At 39.2% G+C, this 12864-nt stretch carries 11 protein-coding genes; 8 read left to right on the top strand and 3 right to left on the bottom strand.

Going from position 1 to position 12864, the window contains the following annotated elements:
- Together Q8G36_RS25240 and Q8G36_RS25235 are read left to right on the top strand one after the other, a co-directional pair.
- The coding region (locus tag Q8G36_RS25240) for a hypothetical protein (protein WP_305162518.1) at positions 1–237 on the top strand (237 nt) is incomplete at its 5' end.
- A gap of 296 nt (positions 238–533) precedes the next feature.
- The gene (locus Q8G36_RS25235) at positions 534–2930 is read left to right on the top strand and encodes a YhgE/Pip domain-containing protein (protein ID WP_305162516.1); all 2397 of its coding nucleotides are present in this window, start codon (positions 534–536) and stop codon (positions 2928–2930) included.
- A 206-nt stretch (positions 2931–3136) separates the two neighbouring features.
- Here the strand turns inward: Q8G36_RS25235 and Q8G36_RS25230 are convergent, their stop codons facing one another.
- From Q8G36_RS25230 to Q8G36_RS25225, 3 genes are all read right to left on the bottom strand, one after another.
- Positions 3137–3736: an exonuclease domain-containing protein gene (locus Q8G36_RS25230; protein WP_305162515.1), complete on the bottom strand. Its 600-nt coding sequence runs from the start codon at positions 3734–3736 to the stop codon at positions 3137–3139.
- 825 nt (positions 3737–4561) lie between these two features.
- Positions 4562–4765 carry a helix-turn-helix domain-containing protein gene (locus Q8G36_RS29455; RefSeq protein WP_370694121.1) on the bottom strand — a complete coding sequence of 68 codons (204 nt, stop codon included), beginning with the start codon at positions 4763–4765 and terminating at the stop codon, positions 4562–4564.
- A gap of 347 nt (positions 4766–5112) precedes the next feature.
- Positions 5113–5739 carry a CAP domain-containing protein gene (locus Q8G36_RS25225; RefSeq protein WP_305162514.1) on the bottom strand — a complete coding sequence of 209 codons (627 nt, stop codon included), beginning with the start codon at positions 5737–5739 and terminating at the stop codon, positions 5113–5115.
- Positions 5740–6271: 532 nt separating this feature from the next.
- Here Q8G36_RS25225 and Q8G36_RS25220 point away from each other — a divergent pair.
- The 6 genes from Q8G36_RS25220 to Q8G36_RS25195 all read left to right on the top strand — a co-directional run bounded on the left by Q8G36_RS25220 (position 6272) and on the right by Q8G36_RS25195 (position 12852).
- The gene (locus Q8G36_RS25220; protein ID WP_305162512.1) at positions 6272–6850 is read left to right on the top strand and encodes a GNAT family N-acetyltransferase; all 579 of its coding nucleotides are present in this window, start codon (positions 6272–6274) and stop codon (positions 6848–6850) included.
- A gap of 174 nt (positions 6851–7024) precedes the next feature.
- Positions 7025–7459, top strand: a complete 435-nt coding sequence (locus Q8G36_RS25215) for a DMT family transporter (RefSeq protein WP_305162511.1) — start codon at positions 7025–7027, stop codon at positions 7457–7459.
- A 703-nt stretch (positions 7460–8162) separates the two neighbouring features.
- Positions 8163–9797, top strand: coding sequence for a peptide ABC transporter substrate-binding protein (locus Q8G36_RS25210; protein ID WP_305162510.1), 1635 nt, complete (start codon positions 8163–8165; stop codon positions 9795–9797).
- 133 nt (positions 9798–9930) lie between these two features.
- Positions 9931–10860 (top strand): ABC transporter permease, encoded by a 930-nt coding sequence (locus tag Q8G36_RS25205; RefSeq protein WP_141994689.1) that lies wholly within the window; start codon positions 9931–9933, stop codon positions 10858–10860.
- Positions 10860–11789 (top strand): ABC transporter permease, encoded by a 930-nt coding sequence (locus tag Q8G36_RS25200; protein ID WP_214750037.1) that lies wholly within the window; start codon positions 10860–10862, stop codon positions 11787–11789. Before Q8G36_RS25205 ends, Q8G36_RS25200 begins: the two co-directional genes overlap by 1 nt.
- Positions 11790–11838: 49 nt before the next feature.
- Positions 11839–12852 carry an ABC transporter ATP-binding protein gene (locus tag Q8G36_RS25195; protein ID WP_305162509.1) on the top strand — a complete coding sequence of 338 codons (1014 nt, stop codon included), beginning with the start codon at positions 11839–11841 and terminating at the stop codon, positions 12850–12852.
- Positions 12853–12864 lie beyond the last annotated feature (12 nt).

The raw sequence follows: 12864 nt of genomic DNA, 5'->3' as shown, positions 1-12864 counted from the left end.
AAAAGCGCGTCTAGGGGAGACCCCGCAGGCGAAAGCCGAGGAGGCTCCCCGACCGCCCGCGGAAAGCGAGTGCCTGGAGTGGAAATCAACGTCCAAATTGTAAAAGCCATAAAAATAGACAAACTCGATTTTCATCGAGTTTGTCTACAGTCTGAAGGGTATCCATTATGGATACCCTTTTTTTATGTAATATCAGAGGTGATTTTATCAGCTGATAATAAGGTCTTAATCAGCTAAAAAACCAATCTAAATAGGATATAGAGAGAAAAAAAGTAAATATAGGATGTAAGACAGTGAAAAAATATTGATAAAAAGGTGGATAAATGTTATATTATTTTCGTGGTAGTGACCGAATGAACGATATAGTCATTAATTATTGTTTGTTTAAAAAGTAATAGATTAAAGGTTCAAGATAAAGAATTTTAAATATATATTGCAGAAGCAAATGACTTAAATATGTATTCTTCAATCCGTTTTTCACCGAGATAGATTAAATAAACGGCATATTCGTCGTATAGGAGGGCTTGGTAAGCGTGTTAAAATCTTTAAAGGGTGAATTTTTAGCCATAATAAAACATCCTATGATACTCATTTCCATAATAGGGATCATACTGATTCCCTTATTATACAGCGGCACGTTCCTGTGGGCATTTTGGGATCCATATGGTAAGGTGGACCAATTGCCTGTTGCCATTGTCAATATGGATGAGGGTGCGATGTTCAATGAATCGGAACTTACAATAGGAAAAGATTTAGTCAAGGAGTTAAAGGAAAAAAAGGATTTCGATTGGCATTTCGTCAGTCAAAAAGAAGCAAATGAAGGCCTGGAAAATCAAGATTATTACATGAAAATAGAAATCCCGAAAAACTTTTCGAAAAATGCAACGACCTTACAGGAGGACAATCCGGAAAAACTGGATTTAATTTATACGTCCAATGAAGGGTTTAACTATATATCCACAAAAATAGGTGACGCAGCTTCGGAGAGAATCAAAGGGGAAGTTTCTTCAGCCGTTACGAAAACCTATGCGGAGTCAATGTTCGATAATTTGAACGAAGTGGCTGATGGACTCAAAAGTGCCAGTGATGGAGCTGGTGAATTGAAAGATGGAACAGATACAGTGAAGAACGGATCAAGTGAACTTGGTGAAGGGATTAACTCAGCTAAAGAAGGTTCCAAAAAAGTGGATGAAGGAATTGATTCCCTCCATTCAGGTTCTGTCGAAATCCATGAAAACCTGGAAAAATTAGCTGAAAAATCACTGACCTTTTCGAATGGGGTCGGTTCGGCAGCTGCAGGATCAAAAGAACTCAATCAAGGGTTACAACAGTTTAGCTCTGGTGTTGGACAAATGAAAGATGGGCAATCCGAGCTTTTGCAAGGAGCCAAGAAGTCTGAAGCGGGAACTGGTGAATTGGCCTCTGGACTGCAACAGTCATTAGAGGGCTTCAATCAAATAGAAGAAAAGCTGCCCGCTTTGACAGAAGGAGCAAATGGTGTAGCTGCTGGTGCTGCCCAGCTTTCAGGTTCATTGTCTGAATGGAGCGCAGCATCGAACGAAGCAAAATCGGGGGCATCTGAAGTTTCGGAAGGTTTGGATGAGGTTATTTCCGGATTGAAACAACAATCTGAAGCTACGGATGATCCTGCAGAGAAAGCGCGATTGGAGGGAGTGATTTCTTCTCTAACCCGCATCAGTGAAGGTAGTAAAGGAGTATCTGAAGGAGTAGGGAAACTATCGGCCAGTGCAAGCGAAATTGCTAAAGGCTCAAATAGCCTTAGTGATGGAGCTAATCAGTTAGGTGAAGGTACAAGTGCATTAAGCGGCGGTTTCACTCAATTGAAGCAAGCTCAGGATAAACTCGCCAATGGGGCGAATGAACTGAAAAATGGTCAAGGTCAATTGGTGTCTGGTTTGACAACATTTGGCGATAGTATAGATTCAGCACAGAGTGGGCTTGGACAGTTAACCGAAGGCAGCAATAACTTGGTAAGCGGGCTTGATCAGCTTGAAGATGGCTCCAAGCAATTATCAAGTGGAACCTCACAGCTTTCCGAGGGTTCGAAAGGTCTGGTTACAGGAACGGATAAGTTGAAAGAAGGTTCATCCAGCCTTACTAGTGGTATGGGAGAACTGGCGAATGGAGCCATTAAGTTACAAGATGGAATCGCCAAACTTTCAGATGGATCTGCAGAATTACATGATGAATTGAATGATGGGGCAAACGAAGCAGGCAAGATAAAATCCAATGAAGAAGTATATGACATGTTTGCAAGCCCAGTTCAAGTGGATAAATTACCAATTAATAATGTACCGAACTATGGCACTAGTTTTGCACCGTATTTAATTTCATTAAGTTTATTTATCGGGGCTATCGTTCTGACGATCATTTTCCCGTTAAGAGATCCTGCTGTTAAACCTGCGAGTGGATTTAGCTGGTTTATTAGTAAATACAGCGTCATGGCACTTATAGGAATCTGTCAAGCCATATTGGTGGACTCGATTTTAATTTTAGGTCTTGGAATCAATGTTACGAGCCTGCCGCTATTTTTTGCAGTAAGCATTCTTGCTAGCTGTACATTCATGGCAATCATTCAGTTCCTGGGTTCGGCCTTTGACAATCCTGGCCGGTTTATAGCATTATTGATTTTGATTCTTCAACTGACCAGCAGTGGCGGAACATTCCCAAATGAATTGGTTCCTGGCTTCCTGCAAGGATTCACACCTTTCTTACCGATGACTTATACTATTAATGCTTTCCGTGCAGTCATCTCAACAGGAGATTATAGCTTCATGTGGCATAATCTTGGCATATTGGCCATATTCCTCGTTGCGGCATTAATATTATCACTTCTTTACTTTATTTATCGGTATAAGAAATTGAACGGCGCATTAAATGAAAAACAGGAAGGTGCAACTGTACAATGATCAAAAAACAGCGACCCGTCATGGGTCGCTGTTTTTTGATGAATATCAGTTAATGAGTGAAATGCAGGAAAATAAAAGTGCCCCTAAAATAACCCATCGTAAAGATATGTATTCCTCTTCTCTTGGTATGAGCAATTTGCGATAAAACGGGTTGTTTGTGACAAAACTTTGGTGCAGACTGTACAATGAAGTAATTATTTAATCAGCTATACCCTTGTCTTTGGTGAAGCAGGTGCATATTTCTTCATCGGATTTTTTGCAATGACTTCTTTTAAATAAGGATGTCCAGAAGGTCCTGGCTTTCTCATAAGTTCCATTAGGTAAGATATATCGTCCATAGCCCTGTGTGTTTGAAAATTGGTGATATTATGAGCCTGCAGTAATGTTAAGAGTTTACTATTCTCAAATCCGTATTGCTTCCAAGGTACATTCCGCATCGTACAGAACCACTTTTGATCATTGATTTCTGGATACATTTGGTAGAGAAAACTTCTATCGAAAGAAGCATTATGTGCGAAAATAGAATCGGTACGGTCAATGAAGGATTTAATTTTTTCATCGTGAAAACTTTTTCCTTCTACGGAGCTGTATGGAATTCCATGAATTCTGTATGCTTGATCATAATTCCTTCTTGCTCCATAGGAGAGAGGCTCCCTTAAAAATGATTCCTGATCAATAAGATTTTTAATTTCCCCCGTTTCATTGCTGTATGTAAAGAGTATAAGGGCAAGCTCGATAATTTCATCTGAAGAGGGACGTAAACCAGTTGTTTCTACGTCAAGCACTAAACCTAATCTATTAGACAATTTATATTCCTCCAGTTGGGTTACATTCTTCTATTATAGCTGACATAGAATAGCTATTGAAAGTGTAATGATTGTTTTAAAGTATCATTAATGTGGAAATGATTAGACATTCCTGAAATTGATTGAAGGTAAGGGTGAACTAACGACACTAAAAAAAGATAGAGATTCCTTTTTTCAAAGCAATCTCTATCTTTTTTTATCCATTGAAGTTCACAAGCATTGCAAAATGCTTTCCAATTCATGTTCGGCAATTTGTACGGATTCCTCGATTTTTGAAGACTGAAAATGTTCTTGGATTGCTTTATATAGTGCAGTCCTTCTTCAGGTTGGTTGAAGATGTACCAGATTCTTACCAGTTAAAAGATGGAGATCCGCATATAAATATAATGATTCTATCGAATTAAAAATGTTGATCCCTTTAAGGGCATAATTTAATGATTCCAGATAATAATGAAGTTCAGTCAATGTTTGTGTTAATCCATGAATGATCTTCACGATAATGGTACTTTCTTGATTCACGGGGAATATTCTCGATAAATTCCAGTGCTTCATTGAAGAGGTGATGGCCTCTTCATAATTCTTCGTTTTAAAATGGATGATTCCGATACTATTTAAAACTTCTATCTCCTGTTGATGAAGAATGACCCGTTACCCATGGTAATATGAATGGCCTCATTCAATAATTCTATAGCCTTTTGTAGAGATACCTTCATGCCTTTTCAAGAATTGATAAAATGTTATCGATTTTTCCGGTGCCGTTACCATTTCTTTTTGGACGATATCATAAATTGCTTCAAAATTACGTGTGCGTTAATATATATTTGTTTACAAAAGTTTAATGGTTTCTATGTAATTATAAATCGGTTCATTTTTGGTAGTGAAGAAATACGGAAGGTCAACTTTAAGTTTATCCGCAAAAAGTGCCAATTCATCAATGGTTGGAGAAGTGATGCTTCTTTCATAATCTGACAGGGCATTAGGTTCACATATATCCTTAGCCAGTTCTTCTCTTGTAAGATTTTGTTTTATTCATAATTCGTTGAAAACAGAGCCAACCTCTATTTTCATTACAATTGCCCCTTTGTACCTATGCCTAGAATTCTATTTTAACATAATTTTATTTTTATCAGTAAGATAATTGGAAGTAGTATGATATAACTACTTTACGTGTTTTCCTTGCGTATCCATCGAACAAAAAATAAAAGAAGACCGTTTTTTATTGAAGCGATCAAACGGCAAGAGGTCTTTTCTATATAAAGGGAGAAAGGTCCCCGCATATTTTTGCTTGGAGTCTATAGTCAACGGATAATAGCAAGTTTTAGATTTGGAATATAAGGATAAAAAAAGGAGGCGGCAATCTGCCGCCTCTAAGGTTTTTAATTTCCAATGAATTGCTGGGTCCAATAGTGGGTGTATTTCCCTCCTGTCACATACCCAATTCCAATATGCGTATAGTTCTTGTTGAGGATATTGGCCTTATGTCCGGGGCTGTTCATCCATGATTTCATGACAGCATCCGCACTAGGTTGGCCTGCTGCGATATTTTCCCCTGCGTACTCGTAGCTGATCCCAAAGGATTTCATCATATCGAAAGGCGATCCATAACTTGGGCTTGTATGATTGAAATAATTATTATCACGCATATCCTCAGATTTCAGAATTGCTACGTTGGAAATGTCTGAATCCATTTCAAGTGAAGGGAGGCCGGATTTTGAACGTTCTTCGTTCACTAAACTTAGGACCTGCTGTTCAACTGATTGACTTTCTTCGCGATTAACTGTGTGGTTGGATGTGGGAAGATTTATGATTTGTCCGATTCGAATTTGATTTGCATCGTTTATGGCAGGGTTCGTTTTAAGTAATTCGTCAATGCTGACATCATATTCAGAAGCGATTTTCGTTAAGGTATCTCCTTTTGCCACCTCGTAAGTATTGGCTCCCAGAGCAACTTTTGGAGATAATAGGGATAGCGACAGTGCTGATAAAAGGATGATTTTCTTCATTTTTATTCCTCCTAGTAGAATATCTGGATTGGAAGTATAGTATGCTATAAAAATAGTTTTATGTAAAATTAGCTCTTTAACATTCTTTGTTGCTATGGGAAAAAGGTATCGAATGGAAAGATGAATGTTAAGGGTCCATTTAACCTGTAAGTGTTAAAGGAAAACCAAAATCATAGGGCTTTTTAATAGATTGGAAGAATTATTTCATGTAAAAAAAGAATCATTTTACGATTGCTGACTTTGTTTGACAGGGTAAATAATAAGGACATCAAAAATGATAAGTGGTTATATGGAACTAAGTAAAAAATATCATCCTATTAGTTTTTTTATTGTTATGGCGGAAACAGACGCCCTAAAGTGCCATTATTTTACAAATCGTTAGGTATTTGATTACAAAGGGTGGACATGAGGACTCGGCATTTTATGTTAAGGAAAGGAATTTTTCAAAAAGTATTTTCCATTAAAACAGGTATCTCTTCTTCATGAATAGAATTAAGTAGACAGCTGAATGAATATACGGAGGGATTCTTCGATGTGGTTTAAGGAATTGGAAACAGAAAGGCTGCGTTTAATCGAAATAGGTCACCATCATGCTGAGAGTCTGTTTGAAATCCTCTCTAAAGATGAAGTGACCAAATATGATGGGATAGAAAGTTTAACTCGAGTTGAAGATGCCCGCCGCTTAATCGACTCGTTTAAAAGTGCTTACATAAACAAGCGTGGGATGCGGTGGGGAGTCATTTTAAAGGATTCAGGCAAATTCATCGGGACCGTTGGCCTGAATCAATTGAGCCCTGCCAACAAACGCGCCGAAATAGGATATGAAATCCATCCTGAATATTGGAGGAAACACTTTACTTCTGAAGCTGTCAACGAAGTATTACGCTATTGCTTTGAAGAATTGAGACTAAACAGAATCGCCGCTTTAACTTTCAAGGATAATATTGCATCCAGAAACCTATTGAAGAAATTTGGATTTAAAGAGGAAGGCAGCCTCCGAAGTTATCTATTTCTTCGTGAACAATCGCATGATGCCCTCGTATTTTCCTTGTTAAGCTCAGAGTATTGCCAGTTACGGCAACAAAGTGGTCAGGGATCAAATAGATTTTAGTTTAGTATAGAACATTGCAGCTGGCTAAAAGTGCCAGTTTTTTTTATTTGTAGATTATCTCTCACTTACAGATGATTTTATATCACTAAAGGACAATATACATATTTTTCATGTTAAAATGGAAGGCGGATTCATTAATCAGTCCTGATGGACATAAAAAGGAGCAAAATCATTGTGAAGATACTATTTCCGTTGCTTGCGGTCCTAGGCGGCATCACCATTGCCATACAAGGACAAATCAATGGTGGATTAGGGAAAAAAGTGGGGGTCATTGAAGCTTCTTTCATTTCGTTTGGAATCGGGACACTCGCTTTATTATTTATTGTTTTGTTTGCGGGAAATGGAAATATGTCTGCTGTCGCATCTGTACCAAAATGGCAATTGATAGGTGGACTATTAGGGGCTATCTATGTGATTGTGATAGTATTGGTCGTCCCTCAGATCGGAGTGGCCCCTGCATTGGTCGGTGTTATTGCAGGCCAGATACTGATTGGGGCCGTCATTGACCATTTCGGTTTATTTGGAGGAGTACGCATCCCATTGGATGCGAAAAAGGTGGCAGGCATTTGCTTACTTTTCGTGTCATTATATTTATTTAATCATAAATGATGAAGCGTCATCTTTCATTGAATCGACGGATACATAATGGTGAGTGACTGATGGAATATTTCTATTCCCATATAGTTATTATCCATTATTTGGAATGCGTTTAAGCAGAACTCAATAATTTATTGAGGGAATGCATTATTCTACTAAAGTTTATAATTTAATTGGGAATGGTTTGCTAGGAAAGTGGTCTTAGCAAACAACCCGCTTGAGTTATTAGAATATTTAGAAAAAATAGACGAGCGAACTTATATGAATACTGGTATAAAGGTGTTTGAAAAAACCACTGGAAGTCGGAAGTCATTTTACATCAAAAAGGTTATCATTTCTTTTTACCTAGTATCTAGATCGAATTGATTAGAAAATAATTACTATATTGTGAAAAAGTACTCATCGGTTTATTGATTTTTTGGTTTATTCGTAATATACTTAAAATTCAACATCTTTAATTCGAGGTATAGTACCTTTAGCGAGGTTGAAAAGAGGGTGATTTTTTACTAGTAAACTGCATTAATGCTTTTTTTAGGGAGAAATTCAGATTTATGCAAACGGTTCGCTAGTTGTTTTAGGTGAATTCCTGCAATGAATGCTTCTAACTTTCCTCGCTGACATTATTTGTACTATACGGAAGATTAATAGGTGCTAGAAGGATAATCTCTTAAATGGGAATATCCTAAGAAAGATTAAAGATGAGGGGGAATATTTTTTGAAAAAGTCTAAATTTTCAGTGCTTGCTCTTCTTATGGCCATCATGCTAATGCTTGCGGCATGCAATGGCGGTTCGAAGGAAACTTCGAATGAAAAAGAAGGCGGCTCGGGTGACTCAGCCAACTCAAAAGTATTAAACGTAAATAACTCGAGTGAACCAGGTTCGCTTCACCCTGCGAATGCACAAGGTACTCATGAATCATGGATCCTTGAACATACGTTTGAGGGACTGACAAAGAAAACAGAAGAAGGCAAAATCGTACCTGGTTCTGCAGAATCATGGGAAATCAGTGAAGATGGATTAACATGGACATTCAAATTGAAAGATGGTTTGAAATGGTCAAATGGAGATCCGCTTACAGCCAATGACTTCGAATATGCTTGGAAATATGCTTTGAAACCGGAAACAGCTGCTGATTATGCTTACCAACTTTATTATCTTAAAGGCGGGGAAGCTTACAACAGTAAGAAAGGGAAGGAAGAGGACGTAGGTGTTAAGGCCACAGACGAACATACGTTAGTCGTTACTTTGGAGCAGCCTACACCATATTTCCTTGACTTGACTTCTTTCTATACTTTCTACCCAATCAATAAAAAGGTACAGGAAGAAAATCCAAAATGGGCTTTGGATGCAAAAACACACGTTTCGAACGGTCCGTTCAAATTAACGGAGTGGAAACATAAAGAAAGCCTGAAAATCGAAAAGAATGAAAATTACTACGATAAAGATAAAATCAAATTGGATGCGGTTAACTTTGCTCTAATTGAAGATGAAAATACAGCATGGCAAATGTATCAAAGTGGCGAATTGGATATCGCTTATCCACTGCCAGTGGACGTGCAAGGCCAATTGGTTAATTCTGGCGACAAAGAATTCAAAAACGGCGCAGAACTTGCTGTCTACTATTACAACTTTAATACGGAAGTAAAACCTTTCAACAATGAAAAGGTTAGGAAAGCGCTATCAATGGCTATCGAACGTAAAAAGATTACTGAAAATGTTGCTCAAGGCGGTCAAAAGCCTGCCTATGGAGTAATCCCGCCGGGCATTCCTGATGCAACTGGAGATTTCCAGGAAAATACTGGTAACCTATTTGAGGAAAACGTTGCTGAAGCCAAGAAATTGTTAAAAGAAGGTCTTGCTGAAGAAGGCATGAAAGAATTACCTAATTTTTCAATTTTGTATAATACTTTAGATACCCATAAGAAAATTGCTGAAGCCGTTCAAGGAATGTGGCGCGATAACCTGGGTGTTGAAGTGACACTTGAAAATGCAGAATTCCAAGTTAAGCTTGATCGTGAAAAAGCTGGCGACTTTGAAATTTCCCGTGCAGGATGGGTTGGTGACTATGTTGACCCAATGACCTTCATGCTTTGGGAAACGGACGGTGCCTATAATGATGCAAATTGGTCGAACAAAGAATATGATGGTTTATTAAAAGAGGCAAAATCTACAATGGATCCAAAAGAACGCATGGCTGCTTTACATAAAGCAGAGGAAGTTCTGATTCAAGAAATGCCGATCCTTCCGATTTACTTCTATACAAAACCATATATGGTTAAATCGAATGTTACTGGAGTTTTTGCTCCGATTAATGCTTATCCGAACTTTATTTACGCGGATAAAAAATAATAGAAGGATAAAAGTGAAATGGGAGGTATGTCCGATTAAGGACATACCCCATTTTTCAATTGCGAATTTGAATATTTCATGAATTCATTTCCGTTTTCAACTCCTTAGAAAATCGATGATTGGGGTGATTACCATGTTGAGATATACATTAAACCGTTTTAAATGGGCGATTATTACTTTATGGGCTGTTATTACATTAACGTTCATCATAATGCATACGATTCCGGGAAATCCATTTGCGAAAGAAGGAGCCATGCCTCCTGCTGTTTATGAAAACCTTCAAGTCCACTATGGATTGGACAAGCCGTTGTTGACCCAATATGGGAATTATTTATTGGAAGTCGTTCAATTTGATTTTGGTCCTTCATTGAAATCCTCATCCATTTCTGTGAATGATTACATTTTGAAGGGATTTCCAGTGTCCTTGCACTTAGGGGCACAAGCATTGGTGATTGCCATCTTCTTTGGGTTAATTTTGGGTGTAGTGGCTTCACTGAAAAGAAATAAATGGCCCGACTATTTATCAATGGTCATTGCCATCGTAGGGATTTCCGTTCCTAACTTTATCCTGGCGACTATTTTAATCAATTATTTTGCGATAAAATGGAATATATTCCCTGTCGCTACATGGGCGACATGGCAGCATACCATTTTACCATCCATTGCCCTTTCGATGATGCCGCTTGCTTTCATCGCGAGATTGATGCGGACAAGCATGCTTGAAGTAATGGGGCAGGATTACATTTTGACAGCAAAGGCCAAAGGATTGAAACGGAGCGGTGTCATAATCAAACATGCGATTCGGAATGCGTTATTGCCGATTATCACGATTCTGGGCATCCTAACGGCCAATATCGTGACAGGAAGCTTCATCATTGAACGTATTTTTGGTATTCCGGGCATGGGAGATATGTTCGTAAAGGGAATATCCAACAGAGACTACCCGGTCATTCTTGGTTCCACAATTGTGTATAGTGCGGTACTTATCCTATTGATATTCATCGTTGATATAGCCTATACGTTGATTGATCCTAGAATTAAAGTGACGGGGGAGAAGAAATAATGGCAGATAAAGTGCATTTAACCGAAGATATGTTCCAACCCGCTGAAGGCAACTTTAAGGAAGCCGAAAAAATAGCCAGACCTACTGTTTCATATTGGTCTGACGTCTGGCGTCGTTTTAAAGAAAATAAGCTGGCGATGACGGGGTTTGTTCTTATAATCCTCTTGGTCTTGATGGCGATTTTTGGCCCGTATATTAACGGATATACTTATTATGGACAAGATTTCGAGAAAAGGAATCTAAGCCCAAATAGCGAGCATTGGTTTGGAACGGATTCATCAGGAAGGGATCTATTTACACGAGCTTGGTACGGTGCGAGGATATCCTTGTTCATTGGATTGATGGCAGCGCTGATTGACTTTTTAATTGGTGTCCTTTATGGCGGGATTTCAGCCATTCGCGGTGGACGCACAGATAATATCATGATGCGGTTTGCCGAGGTGATCTATGCGATCCCATACCTATTGATGGTTATCTTAATGATGGTCGTATTAAAACCTGGTATTCTGCCGATCATCATTGCGATGTCGATCACAGGCTGGATACCGATGGCGCGACTGGTACGTGGACAGGTTTTACAACTAAAAGAGAATGAATATATCCATGCTGCTACCATTTCTGGAGCCAATACGAGCTGGACTTTAAGAAAACACATGATTCCAAATACAATGGGGCCGATCCTTGTCAATTTAACCTTGACTGTACCTACTGCTATTTTTGCCGAAGCGACACTTAGCTTTTTGGGGCTGGGAGTGCCTGCGCCTCAGGCAAGCTGGGGAACATTGACAAGTGATGCCCTGGGAAGCATTCTGGTAGGGAATTTCTATCAACTTTTAATCCCGGCAATATTGATTTCCTTAACCATGTTCGCGTTCAATGTGGCTGGTGACGGATTACAGGATGCCCTAGATCCAAAACTACGGAAATAAATGAGTCCTAACATAAAGATTTGATATTACTAGAATAGGAGGGACGATGATGGAGAACCTATTAGAAGTCAACGATTTACACATCACCTTCCATACTTATGCAGGAAAAGTGCAAGCGGTTCGCGGCGTGAACTTTGATGTAAAAAAAGGGGAAGCCGTTGCCATTGTTGGGGAGTCCGGATGCGGCAAAAGTGTTACAGCGAAATCTATCATGAGATTACTGGAAACACCTCCAGCAGAGTATGGAAAAGGGTCGATAAACTTTGGCGGTAAAGACCTTCTTAAAATGGGTGAAAAGGAAATGCAGAAGATTCGCGGAAATGAAATCAGCATGATTTTCCAGGATCCGATGACTTCGCTCAATCCAACGACAAAAATCGGCAGCCAGATCATGGAAGGCATTTTAAAGCATAATAAAAACATGTCCCGAAATGATGCATACGAACGGGCGTTGGAAACACTCAAACTGGTAGGTATTCCACAGCCGGAAAAAAGGATGCAGCAATATCCGCATGAGTTTTCAGGTGGTATGCGCCAAAGGGCGATGATAGCAATGGCCCTTGCTTGTGAACCGAAATTGCTGATTGCCGATGAACCTACAACAGCATTGGATGTAACGATACAAGCGCAAATTTTGGAACTGATGAAAGATATCCAGCGAAGAATGGATACTTCCATCATTTTAATCACTCATGATTTAGGTGTGGTTGCGGAAACTTGTGAACGGGTAGTCGTCATGTATGCAGGCAAGGTCGTGGAGACGGGTACGGTGGAAGCTATATTTTCAAACCCGCAGCATCCATATACAAGAGGTCTGCTTAAAACGGTGCCAAGGCTGGATATGGAAAAAACGGCTCCGTTGGTTCCGATTATCGGATCACCACCGGATTTATTGGATCCGCCAAAAGGATGCCCATTTTATCCAAGATGTGAATCAGCAATGAAAGTGTGCAAAGACCATGATCCGGAGCTTGAAGTAGTGGAAGAAGGTCAGACAGCCGCATGCTGGCTGCACCACCCTATGGCAAAGGCAGCACAGGTGCAAGCATCGACTAATGTATAAAGGAGGAGAACA

This window comes from Peribacillus frigoritolerans, from assembly GCF_030676415.1.
In the GTDB taxonomy this organism is placed as follows: domain Bacteria; phylum Bacillota; class Bacilli; order Bacillales; family DSM-1321; genus Peribacillus; species Peribacillus frigoritolerans_A.
Note: the sequence above shows the minus strand (reverse complement) of the source record. Positions and strands in the feature narration are given on the sequence as shown.

Coding starts and splice junctions, on each gene's coding strand:
- Q8G36_RS25225 (WP_305162514.1), bottom strand. CDS start 5,739: ATGAAGAAAATCATCCTTTTATCAGCACTGTCGCTATCCCTATTATCT.
- Q8G36_RS25220 (WP_305162512.1), top strand. CDS start 6,272: ATGTGGTTTAAGGAATTGGAAACAGAAAGGCTGCGTTTAATCGAAATA.
- Q8G36_RS25205 (WP_141994689.1), top strand. CDS start 9,931: ATGTTGAGATATACATTAAACCGTTTTAAATGGGCGATTATTACTTTA.
- Q8G36_RS25200 (WP_214750037.1), top strand. CDS start 10,860: ATGGCAGATAAAGTGCATTTAACCGAAGATATGTTCCAACCCGCTGAA.
- Q8G36_RS25195 (WP_305162509.1), top strand. CDS start 11,839: ATGGAGAACCTATTAGAAGTCAACGATTTACACATCACCTTCCATACT.